This window comes from Methylomonas sp. 2F7, assembly GCF_057126975.1.
Genome location: NZ_CP195203.1, coordinates 1,618,305 through 1,640,572 on the forward strand (window position 1 = coordinate 1,618,305; position 22,268 = coordinate 1,640,572).

19 protein-coding genes are annotated in these 22,268 nt (G+C 51.7%); 7 read left to right on the forward strand and 12 right to left on the reverse strand.

Translation table 11 applies throughout. The features are described from left to right. Window positions 1-11: 11 nt before the first annotated feature. The 4 genes from ACR64Q_RS07450 to ACR64Q_RS07465 all read right to left on the reverse strand — a co-directional run bounded on the left by ACR64Q_RS07450 (window position 12) and on the right by ACR64Q_RS07465 (window position 4,071). The gene (locus tag ACR64Q_RS07450) at window positions 12-983 is read right to left on the reverse strand and encodes a 2-hydroxyacid dehydrogenase (RefSeq protein ID WP_313734127.1); all 972 of its coding nucleotides are present in this window, start codon (window positions 981-983) and stop codon (window positions 12-14) included. 56 nt (window positions 984-1,039) lie between these two features. Beyond that, window positions 1,040-1,891, reverse strand: a complete 852-nt coding sequence (locus ACR64Q_RS07455) for a hypothetical protein (protein ID WP_313734128.1) — start codon at window positions 1,889-1,891, stop codon at window positions 1,040-1,042. A 138-nt stretch (window positions 1,892-2,029) separates the two neighbouring features. Continuing rightward, complete coding sequence (locus ACR64Q_RS07460; RefSeq protein WP_020482092.1) at window positions 2,030-2,566, reverse strand: hypothetical protein; 537 nt, start codon at window positions 2,564-2,566, stop codon at window positions 2,030-2,032. A gap of 338 nt (window positions 2,567-2,904) precedes the next feature. Continuing rightward, window positions 2,905-4,071, reverse strand: a complete 1,167-nt coding sequence (locus ACR64Q_RS07465; RefSeq protein WP_313734129.1) for an aminotransferase class V-fold PLP-dependent enzyme — start codon at window positions 4,069-4,071, stop codon at window positions 2,905-2,907. A gap of 207 nt (window positions 4,072-4,278) precedes the next feature. Between ACR64Q_RS07465 and ACR64Q_RS07470 the strand changes: the two genes are divergently transcribed. From ACR64Q_RS07470 to ACR64Q_RS07485, 4 genes are all read left to right on the forward strand, one after another. After that, a complete protein-coding gene (locus ACR64Q_RS07470) occupies window positions 4,279-5,232 on the forward strand; it encodes an HpcH/HpaI aldolase/citrate lyase family protein (RefSeq protein ID WP_020482090.1) in 954 nt (317 codons plus the stop codon). 124 nt (window positions 5,233-5,356) lie between these two features. After that, window positions 5,357-6,538 carry a malate--CoA ligase subunit beta gene (locus ACR64Q_RS07475; RefSeq protein WP_020482089.1) on the forward strand — a complete coding sequence of 394 codons (1,182 nt, stop codon included), beginning with the start codon at window positions 5,357-5,359 and terminating at the stop codon, window positions 6,536-6,538. A gap of 9 nt (window positions 6,539-6,547) precedes the next feature. Next, entirely contained in the window at window positions 6,548-7,435 is an 888-nt protein-coding gene (sucD, locus tag ACR64Q_RS07480) for a succinate--CoA ligase subunit alpha (RefSeq protein ID WP_313734130.1), read from the forward strand. A gap of 118 nt (window positions 7,436-7,553) precedes the next feature. Next, the gene (locus tag ACR64Q_RS07485) at window positions 7,554-11,774 is read left to right on the forward strand and encodes a DEAD/DEAH box helicase (protein WP_313734131.1); all 4,221 of its coding nucleotides are present in this window, start codon (window positions 7,554-7,556) and stop codon (window positions 11,772-11,774) included. Between the two features lie 140 nt (window positions 11,775-11,914). Here ACR64Q_RS07485 and ACR64Q_RS07490 read toward each other — a convergent pair whose 3' ends face one another. After that, window positions 11,915-12,244: a hypothetical protein gene (locus tag ACR64Q_RS07490; RefSeq protein ID WP_313734132.1), complete on the reverse strand. Its 330-nt coding sequence runs from the start codon at window positions 12,242-12,244 to the stop codon at window positions 11,915-11,917. Window positions 12,245-12,441: 197 nt separating this feature from the next. Further along, window positions 12,442-13,722 (reverse strand): NAD(P)/FAD-dependent oxidoreductase, encoded by a 1,281-nt coding sequence (locus ACR64Q_RS07495; RefSeq protein WP_313734133.1) that lies wholly within the window; start codon window positions 13,720-13,722, stop codon window positions 12,442-12,444. Window positions 13,723-13,871: 149 nt separating this feature from the next. Between ACR64Q_RS07495 and ACR64Q_RS07500 the strand changes: the two genes are divergently transcribed. Then, window positions 13,872-15,071 carry a cation:proton antiporter gene (locus tag ACR64Q_RS07500; RefSeq protein WP_313734134.1) on the forward strand — a complete coding sequence of 400 codons (1,200 nt, stop codon included), beginning with the start codon at window positions 13,872-13,874 and terminating at the stop codon, window positions 15,069-15,071. Between the two features lie 15 nt (window positions 15,072-15,086). Here ACR64Q_RS07500 and ACR64Q_RS07505 read toward each other — a convergent pair whose 3' ends face one another. After that, the gene (locus ACR64Q_RS07505) at window positions 15,087-16,640 is read right to left on the reverse strand and encodes a phytoene desaturase family protein (RefSeq protein WP_313734135.1); all 1,554 of its coding nucleotides are present in this window, start codon (window positions 16,638-16,640) and stop codon (window positions 15,087-15,089) included. 384 nt (window positions 16,641-17,024) lie between these two features. On the opposite strand from ACR64Q_RS07505, the gene ACR64Q_RS07510 reads away from it, so the two are divergent. After that, window positions 17,025-17,888 (forward strand): hypothetical protein, encoded by an 864-nt coding sequence (locus ACR64Q_RS07510; protein ID WP_313734136.1) that lies wholly within the window; start codon window positions 17,025-17,027, stop codon window positions 17,886-17,888. 214 nt (window positions 17,889-18,102) lie between these two features. Next, window positions 18,103-18,846 (forward strand): hypothetical protein, encoded by a 744-nt coding sequence (locus ACR64Q_RS07515; RefSeq protein ID WP_155931193.1) that lies wholly within the window; start codon window positions 18,103-18,105, stop codon window positions 18,844-18,846. Between the two features lie 77 nt (window positions 18,847-18,923). Here ACR64Q_RS07515 and ACR64Q_RS07520 read toward each other — a convergent pair whose 3' ends face one another. The 5 genes from ACR64Q_RS07520 to ACR64Q_RS07540 form a co-directional block, all read right to left on the reverse strand. Then, window positions 18,924-19,457, reverse strand: a complete 534-nt coding sequence (locus ACR64Q_RS07520) for an REP-associated tyrosine transposase (RefSeq protein WP_313734138.1) — start codon at window positions 19,455-19,457, stop codon at window positions 18,924-18,926. 6 nt (window positions 19,458-19,463) lie between these two features. After that, a complete protein-coding gene (locus ACR64Q_RS07525; protein WP_313734139.1) occupies window positions 19,464-20,162 on the reverse strand; it encodes a hypothetical protein in 699 nt (232 codons plus the stop codon). A 147-nt stretch (window positions 20,163-20,309) separates the two neighbouring features. Beyond that, a complete protein-coding gene (locus ACR64Q_RS07530; RefSeq protein WP_313734140.1) occupies window positions 20,310-21,482 on the reverse strand; it encodes an AIPR family protein in 1,173 nt (390 codons plus the stop codon). 239 nt (window positions 21,483-21,721) lie between these two features. Continuing rightward, window positions 21,722-22,018, reverse strand: coding sequence for a type II toxin-antitoxin system RelE/ParE family toxin (locus ACR64Q_RS07535; protein ID WP_313734141.1), 297 nt, complete (start codon window positions 22,016-22,018; stop codon window positions 21,722-21,724). Further along, a complete protein-coding gene (locus ACR64Q_RS07540; RefSeq protein ID WP_313734142.1) occupies window positions 22,015-22,260 on the reverse strand; it encodes a type II toxin-antitoxin system ParD family antitoxin in 246 nt (81 codons plus the stop codon). Before ACR64Q_RS07540 ends, ACR64Q_RS07535 begins: the two co-directional genes overlap by 4 nt. Window positions 22,261-22,268 lie beyond the last annotated feature (8 nt).

Consider the following 22,268-nt stretch of genomic DNA (forward strand, 5'->3'; position numbering starts at 1 on the left):
GCGGTTTAGCCTTAAACCACTCTATCCGGCAGTTCAACGCCTGAAAAATAAGCCTGTAAATTTGCCAACACTTTTTCCCCCATCGCGGTGCGCGTGGCAATCGTCGCGCTGCCCAGATGGGGGAGGAGTGCGGCGTTGTCCAGCGTCAGAAAACCGGGGTTTATGTTAGGTTCGCCTTCGTAAACATCCAGGCCGGCGCCGGCAATGCGTTTTTCTTGCAAGGCTTTGATCAAAGCTTTGCTGTCCACCACGTCGCCACGCGCGGTATTGATTAAATGCGCGGTGGGCTTCATTAAATTCAAGGTATTCTCGTTGATTAAATGTCGGGTTTCGTTGCCGCCAGGACAATGCAGAGATACATAATCGCATTGCGGTAATAGTTCTTCCAGCGTATCGCAACGCTCCGCCTTTAGCTCTTCGACAATGGCAGGGTCGGCCGGGCTGGGTTTGAGATACAAAATTTTCATTCCAAAGCCGTGATGAGCTTTTCGCGCCATGGCCTGGGCGATGCGTCCGAAACCGATCAGCCCCAGCGTGGCGCCGGTCACGTCGCTACTCATCATATGGGTTGGGCACCAGCCGGTCCATGCGCCGGCTCTGACCAGTCTATCGCCCTCGGCGCCGCGCCGCGCAGACATTAATAACAAGGTCATCGCTATGTCGGCGGTGCTTTGCGTCAATACCCCAGGGGTATTGGTAACAATCAGGCCTTGCTGTTTGGCGGCGGCAATATCGATATGGTTATAACCCACGCCAAAATTACCCAGAATTTTGCAGCGCTTGTTCGCGACATTCAGTACTTCGGCTGGCAGGGAGTCGCAAACGCTGGGACACACCGCATCGTATTTTTGTAAGGCCGCTCTAAATTCGTCGGCACTGAAAGGATGGTCGTCGGTATTCAGCGTGACGTCGTAAAGCGCTTGCAGTTTAGCTTCAACGCTTGCCGGCCAGCGGCGGCTAATCAGGACTTTGGGTTTGTTCATCGGATTTCCTATCGTAAAACTTTTGCGCTTTTAGGTTTAAACAAGTTATCAGGGATTTAGGGGTCAACGGCCGGGTTGGAAGTGCTTATGCCGCCGCTGCCATGATCACGGTCGTAAGCTTTCAAGCGTGCCGCGCGCAGGCTGTTGATACTGGCGATATTCTCATCATGTTGCTGTAAAGATCTTTGCCGCTGCAATGACAAATGTTGGTCTTGTTGCTCTTGCAAGGACGTCGCCATTGCCGGCTTTCTATATTGCAGTTCGGCTTGGCGTTCGGCGATACTTTGTTCTCGGTCGCGCGTGTCCGTATTCAGGTGTTTTTCCATCAAATCCAGGCTGCGCGCTTGGTTTTGCAACTGCTGTTGGCTTAGTATTTTCGCGTCGTCGAGCTGCTGCTGTCTGAGTCGTAGCTCGTTTTCCATGCGTCGAGCTTCCAGTTCGTCCTGGCGCTGGACGTTCATTTGTTGATTGTGGAGTAACAGCTGTTCTTGCTGGCTTTTCAGCGCGTCGGTGGCGGCAATTAATTTAGCATTTTGGATCTGCTGCAGCTCGGCTTGTTGCCGGGATTGCTGGTTATTGTGATAAATCCAAGACCCTATCGGAAACAATAGCAGCAGGGCGATAGCCACTCGTTGTGACCATAGGCCTATCCGGCCGGGTTCGGTTGCGTTGGGGGGGCTTATTTCAGTAGGCTGCAAGCGGCTGGCCGCCAGTTTTCGGTCATAGCTGATGCGCCGGTCCGTGTCGGACAGTATCACAAATGCTTCTCTCGCTCGGTTGAGTGTATCTATTGCGGAGTCGTCTTCGCGTTTTGCCCAAGTCCGTTCAATATCCTTGAACGCTCGATGGATTTGTTGGTCGTTGGCGGACTCGGCTATGTTTAATAGTTGATATAAGGTTTTTGCCATTTTTGCATCTCCCAACGCTTCGTCGTCTAATGATCGGGAGATAGTGGACTAGCCCCTGAAAATGCCGGCACTGAGCAAAGCGCCGGCAGGTGGGACTATAAAGAATTGAAAATCGCAGCGCAAATACCTGGCAAAAAATTAATCGGCGACGATGGTCAGCTTTTCTTGGTGTCGACGCAGCATCGCTAACGTCCCCAACATGCAACCCAAAACAAACCAGGTTAATGCGGCTAGGGGCATAGATGATAAGGATTTTTCACTAACCGCCGTAACGGATTGCCGGCTGGTTTGGGCGTCTGCGGTTTTTTCCAGTAGAAACTGGTAACCAATGTCGGGGATAAACGACCAAGCTCCGCTGCTGATGGCGGGATAGTTCATCACGGACCAGTTCACTGCTCCAATATCGAGAGCTTCACTGGTATTTTCTCGATTTAATCCCGATGCGTAAATGGCTTCGATAACGCAAGTATTGATCTGGTCGGCGTTATTGTTGCCGGTTAAACTGCTGGGTAGCCAGCATAGGCCTGGTGCTAAAAAGTAGGAACTTGGTGCCAGGCTAATCGGAGTGGCGTTGTTTAGCAATGCTTGGTCGTAGATTTCAGTTGGCTCGTGTTCATGAAGTTCCGCATGGGCAGGAGCGATCAGTGCTGCTAACAGTAATAGGCGGTGTCTCATGATTTTCTCCTTTGGCTTTGGAGTCAGAAGATAACTCAAACAAATATTAAGCAATAGCAATGCCTTTATTTAAAAAGTCTTTTATTTTAAATATTTACTGATAATTTTCATTATTTTCGGTGTAAAAAATCAGGTACTTTTGAGGTGGAATGGTGCAAATGACGGTTACTTTTGGTGCTTAGTGCACAAAACACGGCTGTTAATCTCGTGTTCTAAAGTACATGGAGGCGGTATATCGGCCTGTTTTGGGATGTGATAAGGGCTAGGGCTGATGGGATACTTGCGGATCGGATGACGGGTGGCCGGTTACGCAGGTCACCCGTCAAACTTAGAGGATGTTATTTCGCTGTCGAGCGGTAATACTCGATGGCTGCGGCGACGCCGCTACCCGGTTTAATGTCAAATCCGTTATCCAGCATCGCCATTTCCACGCCGGCAATCGCGCCCAATAAGGAAACATCGTTCATATCGCCAACGTGGCCGATGCGGAACACTTTGCCGGCCACTTCGCTGAGGCCTGCGCCTAATGAAATGTTGTATCTGTTGTAAGCGGTACTGATGACGTGGCGGGCATCCTTGTCGGCCGGTACCACAATCGCGGTGACTGTATCGGAATCCCAGCCTGCTTGTGCGCAAGTTTGCAAGCCCCAGGCCGCAACCGCGCGGCGTACGCCTTCGCCCAGACGGTGATGGCGGGCGTAAACGTTTTCCATGCCCTCTTCCAGCAACAATTCCAGTGCTTTACGCAGGCCATACAACATTGGTGTGGATGGCGTGTAAGGGGTGTAGCCGTCTTTATTGGATGCTGCCATGTCTTTCAACGAGAAGAAAGAGCGCGGGAAGTTACTGTTATCGATAGCAGCCAGCGCTTTTTGGCTAAAGCCCAGAATCGCCAGGCCGGCCGGCAACATGAAGCCTTTTTGTGAGCCGGCGATGCTGGCGTCCACGCCCCATTCGTCTTGACGGAAATCCAGGCTGCCTATCGAGCTGACGCCGTCTACAAACAACAATGCGGGGTGGCTTGCGGCATCCAGCGCTTTGCGTACGCCAGGAATATCGCTGGTTACGCCGGTAGAAGTTTCGTTATGCGTTGCCAGTATGGCTTTGATGTCGTGGTTTTTATCTTCTTTTAGGCGCGCTTCCAGATGGTCCAAAGGCATGCCTTTGCCCCATTCGACTTGGTGGATTTCCACGTCAAAACCCAGTTTTTTTGAAGCTTCCGCCCACAGGTGGCCGAACTGACCGAAGCGATAAATCAGAACCTTGTCGCCCTGGTTCAAGCAGTTGGTCATCGCCACTTCCCAGCCGGCGGTGCCGGTGGCTGGAAACACGAAGCATTGGCCGGTTTCGGTGCGGAACACTTTTTTCAGGTCTTCCAGAATTGGAGCCAGCAATTTAGGGAAAATCGGCGAACGGTGATCTTCCATCGGCACATGCATCGCGCTCAGAATTTCATGTGGGGTATTGGTTGGCCCTGGAACAAATAGGTGATTGCGACCTGCCATCTGGTGTCTCCTTGGAATTTTGGAAGCTTAGAAAATCGCGGGATGTTGCCACATAAGCCGTGATTCGGCAAGTCGTTTACCGGCGTAAACCTGCACCGAAGCTGACAAGCGCAATTGACATTGCAGGCCCTGAAAGTAAAATGGCACGTTCTTTAATCCATGCACGGCGCGGTTTTTTAGCCGGCCAACCAACCGTAGGAAACATACATGAGTCACACTCTTTACGAAGCCAATGCCCAACGCGTGCAACGTTGCGAATTGGCGGTACCGGGTTCCAGTCCGGAAATGTTTGAAAAAGCCTTGAAAAGCGGTGTGGACTTTGTGTTTCTCGATCTGGAAGACGCCGTGGCGCCGGACGACAAACTGCAAGCGCGGAAAAACGTCATCCAGGCCATCAACGATCTGGATTGGAAAGGTAATGGCATCACCCTGTCAGTCCGCATCAATGGTCTGGATACCCAGTACATGGTGCGCGATGTGGTCGATCTGGTCGAACAAGCCGGCGCAAAAATCGACACGCTGCTGATTCCTAAAGTCGGTGTCTACGGCGATGTTTACATGGTTGACGCGATGTTGACCCAGTTGGAGATGCAGGAAGGCCTGAAAAACAAAATCGGCATTGAATGCCTGATTGAAACTGCTTTGGGGATGGCTAACGTGGAAGACATTGCCAAGCAAGGTGCTATCGGCGGCCGCGTGGAAGCCTTGCATTTCGGCGTCGCCGATTATGCCGCCAGCAATCGGGCCCGTACCGTGAATATCGGTGGTTTGAATCCCGATTATCCCGGTGACCAATGGCATGCGGCGATTAGCAGGATGACGGTGGCGTGCCGTGCCTACGGACTGCGTCCTATCGACGGTCCATTCGGCGACATCAAAGACCCCGAAGGCTACAAAGCCGGCGCCCGCCGCGCGGCAGCGTTGGGTTGCGAAGGCAAATGGGCGATTCATCCCTCGCAAATCGCTTTAGCGAACGAAGTATTCACCCCACCTGCGGCGGAAGTCGAAAAAGCCAAGCGCATCCTAGTAGCGTTGCAGGAAGCCGCCGCGCAAGGCAAAGGCGCTGCCGCACTGGATGGTCGTTTGATTGATGCAGCTTCCGAACGGATGGCGAATAACATCGTCCGTGCCGCCGAAGCGATTGCCGCGAAATCAAAATAAAAAATTGTAGGTTGGGTTGCTCTTTGGGAAAAAACCAAAGGTAACCCAACATTTAAGGCCTTCGTGTTGGGTTAGGGCTGATGCCTAACCCAACCTACATTTTTCCAATATCACGAGAGAGTGCATGGACATTCATGAGTACCAAGCAAAACAGCTATTGGCCGACTATGGCGTGAAAATAGCGGATGGCGGTCTGGCTTACAGCCCGGAAGATGCGGTGCAACGCGCCCGCGAAATCGGCGGCCACATCTGGGTGGTTAAAGCCCAGATTCATTCCGGCGCCCGCGGCAAGGCCGGCGGTATCAAGATTTGCAAAACCCACGACGAAGTCAGCGATGCCGCCGAATCTTTGCTGGGCAAAAAATTGGTGACACACCAAACCGGTCCTGCCGGCAAACAATGCCTGCGCTTATACGTCGAAGCCGGTACCGATATTGCCAAGGAATTGTATTTCAGCTTGCTGATAGATCGTGCCCAAGAGCGGATTGTCATGGTCGGTTCCGCGCAAGGCGGTATGGAGATCGAAGAACTGGCGGAAAATAATCCGGATGCGATCAAAAAAATCTACATCGAACCAGCGGTTGGTTTACAGGATTTCCAAGCCCGCGAAATGGCGTTTGCTTTGGGTTTAAACGCCGATTTGATCCCGCAAGCAGTGAAATTGATTCAAGGTTGCTATCGGGCGATGCGCGAGCTGGATGCCAATATGGTCGAAATTAATCCCTTGGTGATTACCGGCCACGATGAATTGATCGCGCTGGACGCCAAAATGGGCTTTGACGACAACGCCTTGTTTCGCCGCCAAAAAATCTCGGAGTTGCGTGACAAGTCGCAGGAAGATCCCCGGGAAATGGCAGCTGCCGACCGTGGCTTAAGCTATGTCGGCCTGGACGGCGATATCGGCTGCATGATCAACGGTGCCGGCTTAGCGATGGCGACGATGGACATGATCAAACTGGCAGGCGGCGAGCCGGCCAACTTCCTGGACGTCGGCGGCGGCGCGTCGGCCGAACGTACCGAAAAAGCCTTTAGGATGGTATTGCAGGATAAAAACGTCAAGGCCATGCTGGTCAATATCTTTGCCGGTATCAACCGTTGCGATTGGATCGCCGAGGGCGTGGTGCACGCGGTGAAAAAAATCGACATGCAAGTGCCGCTGGTTGTGCGCCTGTCGGGTACCAACGTCGAGGAAGGCCGGCGCATCATAGAGGAAAGCGGTTTGCCCATCATCACGGCAAATACCCTGGCCGAAGCCGCCGAGAAAGCGGTCGAAGCCCGTAATAAAGTCGTAGCCGCGCAAGCTTAAGGAACAAACATGGCAATTTTTATCGATCAAAACACTCGCATCATCGTCCAAGGTTTCACCGGCAAGATCGGTACCTTTCACGCCCAGGAGATGATCGACTACGGTTCCAACGTGGTCGGCGGCGTGACGCCGGGTAAGGGCGGGCAAAAACATTTGGACCGCCCGGTGTTCAATACCGTCAAGGACGCTGTCGAACAAGCCGGCGCCGAAGCCAGTATCGTGTTCGTGCCGCCGGCCTATGCCGCGGACTCGATCATGGAAGCCGCCGAAGCCGGCATCAAATACTGTGTGTCGATCACCGATGGTATTCCGACTCAGGACATGATGAAAGTCAAAATCTTCCTGAGCAAATTCCCCAAGGAAAAGCGCATGGTGTTGACCGGCCCTAACTGCGCCGGCACCATCAGTCCGGGCAAAGCCATGCTGGGCATTATGCCAGGGCACATTTACATACCCGGTAATGTCGGCATTGTCGGTCGTTCCGGTACGCTGGGTTACGAGGCTGCTGATCAGATGAAAGCCTTAGGGATAGGTGTATCGACTTCAGTTGGTATCGGCGGCGACCCGATCAACGGCAGTTCGCATCGTGACATTCTGGAAAAATTCGAGCAAGATCCGGAAACTAAAGTGGTGGTGATGATAGGCGAGATCGGCGGCCCGCAAGAAGTGGAAGCCGGTATGTTTGCCAAAGAACATATGAGCAAACCTGTGGTGGCATACATCGCCGGATTAACCGCACCCAAAGGTCGTCGTATGGGGCATGCCGGGGCGATTATTTCCTCGGTTGGCGAATCTGCGGCGGAGAAAGTTGAAATGCTGAAAGAGTTGGGCGTGATTATCGCCCCAACCCCAGCGGCGATGGGCGAAACAGTGGCTAAGGTATTGGCAACGCTGTAAGTTCCCCTCTCTATAAAAAGCCCGCTCCGGCGGGCTTTTTTGTGCGTGTTGACTTGAGATTCTTTAGCTTGTCCGGCCAAGCTGGTAACATCCCATCTTTTGCCGTTTTGCCGGAATCATGCAATCTTCTCGTTTAGTCGAACGCCTTAAAACTTATCGAACCTTAACCCCGGAGCAACAGGTAATTCTGAAGTTGTTGGCCGTGTATTACGGCTATAGTTCGCTGATTAATTTGGCTAAGTGCCTGGGTAGTTTAGGTATCAGGGAAGGCGAGAAAACTCTCAAGTCGGAAGCTGTCAAAGCCCGCTTAAAGCCGCTGATTAAAGCCGGCTTGCTGGAAGAAAACCTCAAATCCGGCGGCACCCGTTGCTGCCGGACCTTGGCGGAAGTGCTGACGCGGCAAGCTGTCGAGGACAAAGAGTTTGATTTGTTTGCCGGCGCCGTACAAATGAACAATCCGCCCGGCCATGGCTACTATCGTTACAGCACCGTGGACGACTGCATCCGCGAAGCGCGCATTCAATTTTATCGCGGCGATTACGCCAGAGTCGACGAATGTCTGGAATCCGGCGCCCATTACTTGGGCAAACTGCCGCCGGTCAACGAACTGTATCTATCTTGGTTTTTAAACCCCTTGGATGTCGCGTGGTTTACCACGCATCATCCGCAATTATTGCTGGGGTTGGCCGGGTTTTCGGGCTTACATCAACTGCTGTATCTGTATGCTGACGAAAAATTGGATAGTTTTCTGCAACAGCTATTGTTTGTTAGCCGGGGTGTGCAGCAAGAATTGTTGAACCGCGTAGCTTTGGAATTGCGCTTGCTGCGAGGTGACTGGGACGAAGTCGAGCAACGGGTGGCGGATCAAAATGATCCGGAACTGCAAGCGATTGCTGCGACATTGATTTTTCTGCGCGGCGATTACGCGGCAGCGGTCAACCGTTTCGAAAGCGCTTTGGCACAGCTGCGCAAGGTTTCAGGACAACGCACCGCCTATTTTTACGGCTTAGCTGGGGTGTTTTACCCACTGGCTATCCTGAAGAATAACGACGCCAAACAACGCGCCAAACTCGGCACATTAATCAACCAAGCTATAAAAGCCGACAATTATTGGCTGGGCATTTATCATCAGTTGGCCTTGTTTCAGCGTTTTTTACAAGGCGACTTGTCCTTGCGGGAGCAACTGTTAAACACCGATTTGACCTATAAAATCAGTAGCGGCTATCGGGAAAGCGGCTACCCGGAGACCTTGCTCACTCCGCCATTACTGCTGCATGTGTTTTTAACCCTGATCAAATTTTGGGTCAAAGCCGATCAATTCAATCATGTCACGCCACTTAGTCAAAAGCTATATCGGCATTTGTTGGACAACGGTTATCGTTGGCCGGCGGCCGAATTGGCCAAGATCTTTACGCATATAGAGCCGCCGCGTTCTATGCAATGGGATTGCAGCTTTTTCGATGGCCGGCCGGCGTTGGCTGATTTGTTCGCCAGCCGCCCCGATTGGGACTTGGCATTGGACGCGTTACTAAACTTGCCCAAGGCCGAAAAAAAAGCCGATACCGCCGCGCCTATCGATAAGCCTACGCGCTTGGTCTGGTTACTGAGTTACGACGATATTAGCCACGAGTTGGAGATTGAACCACGCGAACAAAAGCAGCAAGCTAAAGGTGGCTGGAGTAAGGGCAGGGCGATTGCCTTGAAACGGTTGGCGCACGAAACCAACAAGTTTGACTACTTAACTGAGCAGGATATTAAGCTGTGCGCGCATATCAAGGAATACCGCGATAGCGGCTGGTACGGCAGTGGTACTTATTTTGAATTCGACAACAGCATGCCGCAGGCGCTGCTGGGTCACCCCTTGTTGTTTTGGGCCGATGCGCCCGAAGTGCGGGTGGATGTGGTCAAGGGCGAAGCCGAATTGCGGGTGAAAAAGCTGGAAGGTAGCGACAAGATCAAAATTAGCTTGGAACCCGTGCCTGGACATGAACAAAAGTTTTATGTCGCCAAGGAAACGCCCACGCGCTTGCGAGTGCTGGAGTTCACCGGCGACCATCATAAAATTTTTGCGGTATTGGGCGGCAAGGGCTTGGAAGTGCCGGTGTCTGCGCAAGATCGGGTCTTGCAAACCCTGACCAGTATTTCCGGCTTGTTGACCGTGCATTCGGATATCGGCGGCAGTTCCAGTAGCGCCGAGCAAGTCCAGGCCGACGCGACGCCGCGCGTACATTTATTACCCTGGGGCGAAGGTCTGCGCGTGGCGATGTTGATCCGACCGTTTGCGAGCGGTGGGGCGTACTATCAACCCGGACACGGCGGCGAAAGCGTGTTGGCGGAAATCGATGGCCGGCATTGTCAGACTAAACGCGACTTAGCCTTGGAAAAACAGCGCGCGCAAGCCGTGTTGCAGGCCTGCGACGTGTTGGAACAGGCGGAACGCGATGGGGCCGGCGATTATTTGCTGGATCAGCCGGAACAATGCCTGGAGCTGCTGTTGCAATTGCAGGCATTGCCAGCCGAGCAAGCGATATTGGAATGGCCGGAAGGCGTCCGGTTTCGACTGTTGGGGCAAACCAACGGCAGCGGCTTTAGCATGCAAATCAAGCGCGACAACGATTGGTTTGCCTTGCAAGGCGAGTTGCAAGTCAACGAAGATACCGTCATCGAAATTCAGCAATTGCTGGGTTTATTGAATAATCGCGAAGGCCGGTTTTTAAAATTGCAGGACGGTCAGTTCATTGCCTTGACCGAAGAGTTTCGCCGCCGCCTCGACGATTTACGCGCCTATGCCGATCTGCATGGTAAGAAAGTGCGGATCAATCCGTTGGCCGCTCTTACTTTGGAAGACTGGCAGGACGATGCCGGTTTTAAGGCCGATAAACATTGGCAAGTACACATGCAGCGCCTGAAGGATTCGCGAGACTATCAACCCAAAGTGCCGTCCACCTTTCAAGCCGAATTGCGCGATTACCAATTGGATGGCTACCGCTGGTTGGCGCGTCTGGCTCGCTGGGGCGTCGGTGCTTGCCTAGCCGACGATATGGGCTTGGGCAAGACCGTGCAAGGTTTGGCCCTACTGGTTGATCGCGCACCGAACGGTCCCAGCCTGATCGTCGCCCCGACCTCGGTGTGCATGAACTGGGAAAACGAAGCCGGTCGTTTTGCACCGACGCTCAATCCGCAAATTCTCGGTAGCGGTGATCGGCAACGCTTGCTGGATAATCTGGGGCCGTATGATTTACTAATTTGCAGTTACGGCTTGTTGCAACAGGAACAAGTCGCCGAAATGTTGGCGAAAATCCAGTTCCAGACTGTGATTCTCGACGAAGCGCAGTGGATCAAAAACATCGCCACCCGCCGCTCGCAGGGGGCGATGAATCTGCAAGCCGAGTTTAAATTGATCATGACCGGCACGCCCTTGGAAAACCACCTGGGCGAGCTGTGGAATTTGTTCAGGTTTATCAATCCCGGTTTATTGGGATCTTTGGAACAGTTCAATCAACGCTTCGCCGGCCCTATCGAACGCGACCGCAGTGCCGAGGCTCGTTTCCAGCTGAAGAAATTGATCCAGCCTTTTATTCTGCGCCGCACTAAAACCCAGGTGTTGCAGGAATTGCCGCCGCGCACGGAAATCCCGATCTATGTCGAGCTCAGCGCTGAGGAAATGGCCTTCTACGAAGCCCTGCGCCGCGATAGTCTGGCGGCATTGAGCAGCGCCGATGCGCCGGCTGGGCAAAAGCAATTGCAGATTCTGGCGGCCATCAGCAAATTGCGCCGCAGTTGTTGCAATACCTTGCTGGCCAATGCGGCGGTGGCTTTACCTAGCAGCAAGTTGGCGGCATTCGGTGATATCGTCGACGAATTGCTGGATAACAAGCACAAAGCCCTGGTGTTCAGCCAGTTTGTTGATCATCTGCAATTGATCAAAAACTATATCGAGCAGCGCGGGATTCGTTATCAATACTTGGATGGCAGTACACCTGCCAAGGATAGACAGCAACGGGTAGACGCGTTCCAGCGTGGCGAGGGCGAATTGTTTTTGATCAGCTTGAAGGCTGGCGGCGTGGGTTTAAATCTGACCGCTGCCGACTATGTAATACATATGGACCCGTGGTGGAATCCGGCCGTGGAGGATCAGGCCTCGGATCGGGCGCACCGCATGGGCCAACAGCGGCCGGTAACGATCTACCGGATGATCGCCAAAAATACCATAGAGGAAAAAATCGTCGCGCTGCACAGCCATAAACGTGATTTGGCCGATAGCTTGCTGGATGGTGCGGACATGAGCGGCAAGGTGTCTGCCGACGAATTACTCAATCTGATGAAAGGCGAAACTTAAGCAGGCAAAGAATCCGGGTGTTAGGCGGGGTTTTTACTTTAGGCCATCGCGTCATCCCCGCGAATGCGGGGATCCAGGTTTTTAATTATTGGATTCCAGCATTCGCCGGAACGACGAAGCGGTGGGAGTTTACGCTTCGTTTAATCCCGTCTTAAATTGTGTTTCTTGCGGGCAATATTTCGGCTGGCTTTGTTTTGTTGATGGGTCAGTCTGGCTCGTTCTCCGGCGGTAACCACGCCATCGGCTTTAGCAGCTTCTTCTTGACGCGCTATGCGCATTTGTTGATGTTCCAAACGGTTGGCTTCGCGGTTGGTTAAGGCGCCGGACGCCTCGCCCTGCTCGATGCGTCTTTCCTGATTTTCCTGGCGCTGGTCGATACGCGGCGTTTCGATGCCGGCGAAGCAGGGTTGTGCCAAGCCAAAAAACGCAAGCAACGCGCCCGACAGTAAAAATTGGTTGATGTTATTCATGTGTGCCTCGGTAGTGTCGTTATTAGGTTGCCAACTTCAGTAAACAGCTGGCGATGTCATTTTAGCCGGCAATATTAAGCTCGCCTTAACGTCGCGCGCCGAGCTTGTCGAAGGCCAAACAGCCTGGGCTTCGACGAGCTCAGCCCGAACGGAGTATCCGTGATAAATAGGGCCGGGTTAATAATCTCCAATCAGTTTCAAGAAACCAAATAGGTTGAACTCGGTTCCTGGCCGGCTTCCAGAATTTGTTTCATGCTGACCATGTCGTAACCACCGGACAGCAGGACAATAAAGCGTTCCCGCAGCATGGGGCTTTGCCGGGAACGCAGGATGATGTTATTGGCGTCTTTTTGTTCCAGGATTCGGTACCAGTTGTAAATCATCTGAAAAATCCGCTCCATCGGCTCGCGGATGCGCGTTTCGTAATGGCTTAAGCGCGCAGCGCTAAAGTCGTTGCTGTGGGCAAAACCGTCCAGCACCGCATCGGCGGCGTAAACCCCGCTGCGCATCGCTAGCGTCACCCCAGCGGAAAATACCGGGTCGACAAACATCGAGGCATCGCCCACCAGTAAAAAGCCGTCGCCGTGAAAGCGTTCGTTCATGTAGCCAATAGAGGAAATGGTTTTGATATCCATGGCTTGCTGCGCGCCCGTTAACCACTCGCGAACGCACTCGCAGCTTTGGATGGCGGCCTCGAAGCGTTGCTGCGGCGAATCGCCAAGACTTTTCGCAAAGCGGCTGTCCAACACTGCGCCGACGCTGGTGATATTGTCTCGTAGCGGAATGTACCAAACCCAGCCGCCGTCGATGGTATGGATGTCGGTGGTTACCGAGCCGTCCATCACCTCGCCAAAATTGATAAAACCGTGTGGGTCGCGGCGAAAGCCGCCTTTAAAATGGGCGAAATGGGCGATTTTGTTCAGCTCGGGCAAGGGCCGCCGCCAGTTTAACTTGCGGGCGATCATAGATTCGCGGCCCGAGGCGTCGATGACGACTGAGGTATGAATCGGCGCCGGGTCAGAGCCATTTTTGCCAGCACTAACGCCAATCGCGCGTTCGCCGTCGAATAGCACATCGGCAACCGACCATTCCCGGCGCACCTCCACGCCGCATTCGGCGGCATGCTCCAGCAGAATTTGATCAAAGCGCGCGCGCTCGACGTGATAGGTATAGGGCCGTTCGAAATACCCCGGATATTCCGCGGTCAGCAGTAACACATCGGGTTTTTGGTTGAACATGCCAAAGTTCGCGCCTTGCTTGACCGTAAAGCCTTCGGCTTCGATTTTTTCGGTGACACCCAGCCGCCGCCAGATTTCCCAACAAGCCGGCAATAAAGATTCGCCGATTTGAAAGCGCGGAAAGCGCGAGCGTTCGAACAGCACCACGCGTTTGCCGGCTTTGGCTAGGATGATCGCGGCGCTGGTACCCGCTGGGCCGCCACCGATGATGGCGGCATCGAAGCGTTCAGATGGCGGCATGCTGTTTCACCTGTGTTAAAGAAAACCGGTTTAGTTTCATTGTAGATTTCATGTTGTTCAGTCAAATGTCCGATGCAAAAGCATCAGTTGGCTAACGCTGATTTTGTAATAATACCTGCCTAACGCGACTCACTCCAAACGATTGGCCGATGAACACCACTGAAGTATTCCTGATTGCCTTAACCATTATCTACAGCCTACCGTATCTGATCTGGCGAATCGGTCGGACCGACTATTTCGCGCCTTTGGTGGTGGTGCAGATTATCACCGGAATTTTGCTGGGTCCTGGGGTCTTGGGTGCCGCGTTTCCGGATTATTATGCCTTTGTTTTTAACAAACAGGTGATACAAGCGCTGAACGGTATCACCTGGTGGTCGGTGATGCTGTTTGTCTGGGTGGCAGGTATTGAATTGGATCTGCGTCAGGCCTGGCAACATCGGCTGGAAACCAGCATCACAGCTGGGTTGGCGCTGGGCGTGCCCTTGGGCTTGGGTTGCGTTGTGGCTTTGGGCATGCTGATGTTCGAAGGCTGGATGGGAGCCAAGGCCATGCCTTGGCAATTTGTGCTGGGGATGGGGATGTCCTGTGCCGTGACGGCGCTGCCGATCTTGATTTTGTTGATGGAAAAACTGGAAGTTCTGCGTCAGCCCATCGGCCAGCGCATCTTGCGTTACGCCAGCATGGATGATATTGCGATTTGGGCGGTACTGGCCTTGATTCTATTGGATTGGGAGCGGGTGGGCCGGCAGGGCGCTTTTTTAGTGGGTTTTGCAATCAGCGCTTACGGGATTCGCAAACTGATGGCCTGGCTGCCGGAACGTGATCGTTGGTATGTCGGTATCATCGCCTTGGCTGCTACCGGTTTTGCTGCCGACTGGGCCGGATTGCATTTTATGGTGGGGGCGTTTTTGGCCGGCGCTATCCTGGATGGCTGCTGGTTTAATCAAACCCATATGGACTTGTTACGCCACCACTTGTTGCTGACGGTGATGCCGGTGTATTTCATCAGCGCCGGCTTGAAAACCAATTGGGCAATGGGCGGCGCGGCGGTACTGGTGGTCGCCGGGGTATTGTTGTTGGTTTCGGTGTTCGGAAAGTTGCTGGGTATCCATCTGGCCGGAAAAATCCTGAAATGGCAGCGCGGCGAGGCTTCGTTGATTGGTTGGCTGCTGCAAACCAAGGCCTTGATCATGATCATCTTTGCCAATGTCTTGCTGGATAAAGACATTATTACTAGTGAAACCTTCACCGCCCTATTATTGATGGCCGTGCTTAGTACCATGCTGACGGTGCCGGTGGTGTCGCCGAAACTAGCGCGGATGCAGGCGCTTATCTCGCGCGCAGAATAAGTAGGTCAGACGCTCTTAGTCATCCAGGCCTAAAGTTTTCCAAAAGTCTTCTTGCTTAGCGATACCCAGTACTGCTTGCGCGGCGAGTAAGGCCGAAACGCTGACCCCGGCCACACCGCCGCCAGGCCGAGTCCAATGGCCGGTGTGGAACAAGCCGGGCAGGGCGCCGACTACACTTGGCCGGTTCGGGCCGATCTGATCCGGGCTGGGCGCAAAACCATAGGCTGCGCCGTGGCGGTTTAGGGTGTAGCGCTCCATGGTGCGTGGCGAGCCGGACTCCACCACCAACAAATGGTCATTGAGGCCGGGAAAATGCCGCTCGGCTTTTTCTAATAGGCGTTGCTGAAAACCGTTCTTGGCGATGCGCCAGGATTCCCCCACGTCAAATGGACACAGTGTGGTCAGCATCATGATGCTTTGTCCGGGCGGCGCCAGCGAGGAGTCGGCGAAGGATGGCAGCGTTGCAGAAAACCAATTGCTCAGACCGGTTTGGCTTAATGCATAGCTGGCTTCGTGGTCGAACGATTCAAAGAAAAAGCCTTCATGAGCATGATCTTGCTCAGAGAGGGGCAGGTCGGTGGCGATATAACTGGCGAAGATCGATAAGGACGGCGACAGCTTTGCCAAGCCTTCGCAATAGCCGTTTGGCAAATGCTCCCGACCGATTAACAGCTCGGCGGTGTGCTGGATGTCGATGTTGGAAACTACCGTTTCAGAACGAATCAGCTGGCCGTTTTCCAAGACGATGCCGCAGGCTTTGCCTTGCTCGACTAAAATGCGGCGCACGCTAGCATTTAACAACACTTCGCCGCCTTGATTTTCGATGGCGGCGGCCAGTTGATTGGCGTAAACCTGGAAACTGCCTCGACAGTAATAACCGCCTTCGTAAGTATAACCGGCCATCATCGAGGCCCAATACAAGAAGGACAATTGTGACGGTGGCAAACCCAAGTAAGGCCAGAGCATCGCGCAAGCGCTTTTCAGGCGAGCATCGACCAAAAACTCGTCCAGCGCCTCCGCCAACGTGGTGCGGCGATAGCGGAATAAATTGCCCAGCGTTTGCATCGGCGAAATCCGCGTTGCCTTACTTTGCGACAACACTTCCTCGGCCAGCATGGCTTCTTCCGCCAATACTTTACAAAGCCGGATCAGCGCCAGCAGGCGGTCTTTTTCCTGCGGAAAGTGTTCAGTCAAGCCGGCCACGAACGCCGCTTCGCCGGCTTGTAACGGGATTTCGAAATCCGGAAAAACCGCGCGGGCGTATGATGGGACAGGGATGAACAGTACCTCCGGATCTATACCCACCACCCGGCAGATCTTATTCATAGTGCTGCCGTTGCCATAACCCTCTGGGCTGCAACCGCTGACCAGATGTACGCCGGAATCAAAATGAAAGTTTCGACGTTTGAAGCCGTGGGCATAACCACCCGGTCTATCGTGCCTTTCCACCAGTAACACCGTCTTGCCGGTTTTCGCCAGTAATGCGGCGGTACTGAGACCGCCGATACCCGCGCCAATAACGACGACGTCGTAAACTTCTTTTGCCGATTCCGTGTGAACGCCGCGCATTGAGTGTCTTCTATGAGGATAAATAGCGGGTTAGCTTAGGAACAAACTCGACGGAAAACAAGTGCTTGGTTTTTGTCGGGGCAATCGCGGCAACAAATAGTCACTTGTCATTCAATACAAGGTTAGGAAAGGCGGTGTTTGTTCATTAGGGGTGTGATTTAACGAATCGTACCAATCGCTTGCGATGCACTTTGTCTACCAAATCCTCCGTGCCGCAAAAATGCCGGGAATTCAGCACGATATTCACTGTCGCTGGGCGAGTAAGCTGCGGCAGCCGGTGATGGGCTGTGGTGAATTAGACGGAACGGAAGCTGGAGCTTCGGAACCAGCAAAATGATGGAAGCTTGCAACGATGGGGATTCGCGGCGACAATCCCGCTCCGCCATGACGCCCTTACTTCCTCAACAAATCGCCGCTGTTGACACCCAACAGCGTGCATTGACCGATGCCTATCTGGCGGAGCGGATCGATGCATTGCAGGCTTATTTTCTGGGCTTACGGGCTCAGGTCGATGCGCTGCTCGCGCCTCGACTGCCGGCTGCCGCGGGCAAGGCTTATCCTTATGGCCGTTGCGAGGAGATCACCCGCGAGCTTTACGCACTAATGGCGACCCGGTTACGCCAACCGCAGGCGCCGATCGAACAGCTATTGCATGACTTTATGGCTCAAGGCGGTATCGTGCGCTCGGTATGGGGCGTGTTGCGCGAACAATATTTCCAGAACGCGCTGCAATTCGGCGGCTTGTATGTCGATGTCGCCAACGATACCGTGGACGTGAACAAAGCGCCGGTGGAAATTCTGCCGCTCGCGGCCAGCGGCTTGGTCGCCGTGCGCGATCTGGCCCATTTTCGCCGGACCGCCGAATCCTATTGGGGCGCGACTATCTACGCCAATCACCTGTTGCCCTCGCTGGCGCCGCTGTTACCCATGGTATCGGTCAGTCCCCGCCGGTTGCGGTCCGGGCTGCAATCGGCCTGCGATTATATGATTGCATTGATGTGTCGCGACAACTTCGAGCAGGCCGAAGCCTGGCTGCGTGATGGCCCGCCGCCGCCGGATGAGGAAGCGGCCGCGTTACTGGCCGATACGCCAGCCGACCTCAGGCCCTGGACAGACAAAGGCAGAGACGAAGCCATCCTCGCCTGCCAGCGCGCCCGGATCGCTCACTGTGCTGCCGATGACCGTTGGCGTCAGGCACGCGTGCTGGATTACCTGCGTTCATTGTGTGGTCCTGCAGTGACGAGTTGAGTATTTTGCTTGAAGCGGGTCAGATGGAGGATTTCCTTACAAACTTGGCCGGCCAGTTCGCGAGTGGGACAAATCACGATATTACCGTGTCTACCATTCGAAGGGTTAGCGATTCGCGCTGACCGACATCCTCTATACTGAGTCCCGATATTATTAGTCGTCGAGGAAAAATGTACAGCTAGAAAACTCGGCTATCCTTATCCGGTTAGTGGCATTGGACCAAACCAATGATTTGGCGATATGCGATAAACATTTTCAACGTTTAATTAAAGTCGAAGCGGAGTGGAATATGGCTAGCTTGGAAGATTTCAGAGCATTATTAATAAAGGAGCCGGAGAAAGCGTTTACCGATTACGTCCTGGAAATAGACGAAGTGAGTTTTGACTGGAAAGATGCCAATGCCGGTATTCGGGCCGATGGTGGCGTTCGTGATATTGAATGGCATTTTGAAAAGCCGAATATCATTAAAATGTATCCCGGTCAGGGCGGGGATAAGGAAAGACGAATATATTATTTGCCGTGGAAAAATAAGAGTTTAACCCAAGTGACTCTTGATAAAGATTCGCCACCGTACTTTTTGACTTCCGAATTTAGTAATTGTCGGTTCACGATTCATTTTCACGACCAAAACGGGAATAGCGTGACCGTCATGCATGTCGCGGGCGATGTGAAAGGTGAAGGCGGCTTCACTGGCGGCAATACCCGAAATGACATGGAAGCGCAAAATGCTCCGCCACTTCCAGTTGTAAGAACCCGGCGTATGTCGGTTAGTAAACCGCAGCCGTCGGTACAGGGCGCATCATGGAAAAAATACAATGCATCGGCGAAAGATACGGTGTATTACGATTCAAAAGCCGTTGTTTTTGGATTTCGGAAGGGAGACGGGGGGTGGGTGTTCTATGCTCAGAATCTCGATGCAAATAAGGTCGGAAAGGGCTTAATCGACTTGTCGGCGTGATATGCCATGTCATTTCCACTGGTTCCCAAGCTCCAGCTTGGGAACCCACGCCTCGGAAGCTCCAGCTTCCCAAATCCTCACCAGTCTCTAACCACCTCGATCAAGCCCTCCATTCCGGCGTAATTCCGTGCGCTGGAATAGCGCCAATGCTCAGGCAAATCCACATAACCACGCTTGATCGGATTTAGGTGAATGTAATCCAACTTCTGCCGCATCGCCGCCTCGGTTTCGATCAGCTGCGGATGGCTACCTTCCTCCCAAACTTGATACTCGCTCTCAGTCTTATGCGGCCGCTTCAACAACGCCAATAATTCCAGCACCCGCGCCGAACCGCTTTGCTGCAAATGATCGATGATTTGCTTGGCGGTATAAGCCTTAAACCGCTGCATATCGCGGCTCAAATCCGGCGAAGCAGCGATCAGATGCAAGTGATTTTCCAGGATCACGTAACCGTACAGCTGAAACCCGCTGTCGCGCTGCAAAAACCGCCAGGAATCCAGCAGGATATTCACCGTCGCCGGGCGGGTAAACAGCGGCAGCCATTGATTGATCGTCGCGGTCAGAAAGTGCGGGCTGTGGTTTTGGAGGACTTGGTAGCGGCTGCGGGTCATTTCGTATTAGTCATAATATTTGTCAAATAACATCATAGATTGCGGATCGACTCGTTCAGGATCAAAACACAAAACATTACCATCGGAGTCATATACAACACCATCCTTTTGACGATTAACTAAACCTTCATCAATAAGTAGCTCTACAGCGGAAAAATACTCATTGTCAGTACAATTAAGGGATTTTGAAATAATTTTGTGCTGCCCTGGTTTCCAGGGTTGAACTGGAAGCAATTCTTTGACTTTGAGTGCAAAATCTAAACTCACTGATGATATGCTAGAAAGCTTAATATTCATGACTCCAAAGTCAGTATTTTTCTCAATTCTCTGACTTCTAGTAATTCCAAGATGCTTTTCAGCCAACATGCATAATGCAATAACCTGTCCCTTTTTTGTCCACTTCCCTTTATTTAAGTCTTTGTCTAAGAAATTAAAGATGAATTCCCAACTATTTCGGATTTGGTCTTCAGTAAAAGTATCAGTATCAAAACATATGAAGTCTCTATCAGAAAAATCGAAACTCCCTAGAAGTCTGGAAACTGTAAAAAAGCAAATTATGTGACGCCATTTTTTTAGAAATCTGTCCGTAATTTCGCCATTTTTGGGTCTTAGCTTCTCAAGAACCTCGTCAGTCTTTTTTAAAACTATGGCAATTTTGGGCCATACATCAATTGACGTATTCTCCGAAAAAACTCGGCTATACATTGCTGGTGAACGTAAGAATTTCGACTTTAGGGCTGTCGCACGATAAGGTTGTTTTAGAATTAGGCTAACATAGCCTGTGGCTATGTAAAAAGGTGTAATAATTTCGCTAGGTTCGTGACCTAGATTGATGTAGTAGTTCTTTCTTCTTTAATAAAAAAGTCCTTTTCTAACCAGAATATCTTCTATGTCTCGTTGAATTTTATCGGTTGCATGAAGTGAAGCAAGCTCAACGTCAGTCTGATTGTTGGTTGCGCGAATTATAGAATTACGTACGGTTTCATCTTGCGTGACAATTATTTTGACTAAAACTGATCTCTCATCTGGAACATCAGCGCCACTCTCGAAATGTCGAAAAATAGATTCCGTTGTTTGAAGACCATTTACGATTTGTACATCTTGAATTTGTATCGATTTCCCCACAACACTTGCTGAAGTAGCCAATACCGTAACGCCGTTATTTAACCACCAAAAATCGGGTGAATTTGTATTGACAAGTGTTTGCTTTATATCCTCATTTACACGATTTAAACCCATGAAATCTCTTACGTTGGAATCAAAGAGGTATCTTCTTAGTTTTCCATTGTCTGAAATAAAATTAAAGTAATCCTTAAGTTTTACTAACAGGACATATCTTTCGCCTTTTGATAGAGATTCAACAAATTGAAGGTCTAAGGAGTAATTCGGGATTTTTCTATGAAGTTCGACCAGTTCGGCGCTACCATAGAACGTAAATGTTGAATGGCAGTTGCTGAAGTGATTTTGAACAATGGATTGTATTTGATCGGACCTTGATATTACCTCTTTACCAATTTCAGACGTATTACCTCTTGATGCATAGCAAATATCAAAGGTAAACTTACTCATTCTTGGGGAGAGTTTTCTATAAGCCAGTTTTAGATTATTTCTGCACCGAACTATACTTTCAGAATATGCTCCCTTTAGGTTAATATCATCAATTCCAAAATCAAATAATTCCGTCAAGCTGGCTGCAAGGTTATCGAGAGTCGCTTGTTTAAATGTATTATGATGCTTGCATGTAATGATCGAAATATGTAACTCAGATCCGGTTTTGGGCCAAATAAACGATTGGGGATCTTGTAATAGGTGTCCATTAATTAGTATGAAAAAGCCATCTATACCCCCGTCTTGTCGACTATCGATCCATCCACTTTGAATTTCGTCTCTTGAAAGATCCAAGTCTTTTAGTATTTGCTCAAATGAAAAATACTCAAATACTTCTCCACGATCAGCTGATGGAAAATGGCTTTCAATTCGATCATCAATAAGTCCATCTAACAAGATATTGTCATTTTTAGCCATAAAAATCCTAATTTTTGATAAAAATTATTTTCCTATTGGAAATAATAAAATGAAATAACTTATGCCATTACTCTAGTTACTCTAGTTCCCAAGCTCCAGCTTGGGAATGCTATCTTGGAAGCTCTAGCTTCCTATCTACAGCCAGACTGGAAGCCGGAGCTTCCAAGGCCGGGGTTCCCAAGCCGGAGCTTGGGAACCAGACCGACCAGATCAAAACGCCTCGGATGCCATTATTCAACTCATCCAACGTGATTAAATACATCCATGCTCTGGTGAGGGACGCCGATTATTTCTATGCCGGTATTGGTAGCGATGTAAAAAACTAAATGCCGGCCTTCGGGGAAGCAAAAATAACCGGGTTTTATATCGTCGCGCGCCTTGCCTAGCTTGGGGTATTCCGCAAGCCAGTTGAAACGGTCGAACAGTGCGCGTAGGTATTGGTCGGCTTGCTCGGGACCCCATTGTTGAAACGTATAAAGCCAAATCTGCTCCAAATCCGCCGCCGCCAGTTGCCTGATGCGATAGCTTGGCTTCATTGGCTGTGATTTTTTCGCATCGAGGCCAGAAATTGTTCTTCGTCGAAATCCTCCTGCAGCGGGCTGTCTTCGCCGGCTTGCAGCTTGGCTTTTAGGGTTTGCAGCTTAAGTTCCTCTTCTTCCAGTTTACGCAAACCGGCGCGAACGGCCTCGCTAACCGACAAGAAACGGCCTTGCTGTATTTTTTCCTGCACGAAGTTATCAAAGTGGTCACCTAAAGTGACAGAAGTATTTCTAGCCATGATCTCGC

Bases quoted from the DNA above. Each gene is read 5' to 3' on its own strand.
- ACR64Q_RS07535 (WP_313734141.1), bottom strand. From the start codon at position 22,018: ATGAAGCCAAGCTATCGCATCAGGCAACTGGCGGCGGCGGATTTGGAG.
- ACR64Q_RS07500 (WP_313734134.1), top strand. From the start codon at position 13,872: ATGAACACCACTGAAGTATTCCTGATTGCCTTAACCATTATCTACAGC.
- ACR64Q_RS07460 (WP_020482092.1), bottom strand. From the start codon at position 2,566: ATGAGACACCGCCTATTACTGTTAGCAGCACTGATCGCTCCTGCCCAT.
- ACR64Q_RS07450 (WP_313734127.1), bottom strand. From the start codon at position 983: ATGAACAAACCCAAAGTCCTGATTAGCCGCCGCTGGCCGGCAAGCGTT.
- ACR64Q_RS07530 (WP_313734140.1), bottom strand. From the start codon at position 21,482: ATGGCTAAAAATGACAATATCTTGTTAGATGGACTTATTGATGATCGA.
- ACR64Q_RS07540 (WP_313734142.1), bottom strand. From the start codon at position 22,260: ATGGCTAGAAATACTTCTGTCACTTTAGGTGACCACTTTGATAACTTC.
- ACR64Q_RS07490 (WP_313734132.1), bottom strand. From the start codon at position 12,244: ATGAATAACATCAACCAATTTTTACTGTCGGGCGCGTTGCTTGCGTTT.
- ACR64Q_RS07465 (WP_313734129.1), bottom strand. From the start codon at position 4,071: ATGGCAGGTCGCAATCACCTATTTGTTCCAGGGCCAACCAATACCCCA.
- ACR64Q_RS07505 (WP_313734135.1), bottom strand. From the start codon at position 16,640: ATGCGCGGCGTTCACACGGAATCGGCAAAAGAAGTTTACGACGTCGTC.
- ACR64Q_RS07475 (WP_020482089.1), top strand. From the start codon at position 5,357: ATGGACATTCATGAGTACCAAGCAAAACAGCTATTGGCCGACTATGGC.
- ACR64Q_RS07470 (WP_020482090.1), top strand. From the start codon at position 4,279: ATGAGTCACACTCTTTACGAAGCCAATGCCCAACGCGTGCAACGTTGC.
- ACR64Q_RS07525 (WP_313734139.1), bottom strand. From the start codon at position 20,162: ATGTATAGCCGAGTTTTTTCGGAGAATACGTCAATTGATGTATGGCCC.
- ACR64Q_RS07455 (WP_313734128.1), bottom strand. From the start codon at position 1,891: ATGGCAAAAACCTTATATCAACTATTAAACATAGCCGAGTCCGCCAAC.
- ACR64Q_RS07510 (WP_313734136.1), top strand. From the start codon at position 17,025: ATGACGCCCTTACTTCCTCAACAAATCGCCGCTGTTGACACCCAACAG.
- sucD (WP_313734130.1), top strand. From the start codon at position 6,548: ATGGCAATTTTTATCGATCAAAACACTCGCATCATCGTCCAAGGTTTC.
- ACR64Q_RS07485 (WP_313734131.1), top strand. From the start codon at position 7,554: ATGCAATCTTCTCGTTTAGTCGAACGCCTTAAAACTTATCGAACCTTA.
- ACR64Q_RS07495 (WP_313734133.1), bottom strand. From the start codon at position 13,722: ATGCCGCCATCTGAACGCTTCGATGCCGCCATCATCGGTGGCGGCCCA.
- ACR64Q_RS07520 (WP_313734138.1), bottom strand. From the start codon at position 19,457: ATGACCCGCAGCCGCTACCAAGTCCTCCAAAACCACAGCCCGCACTTT.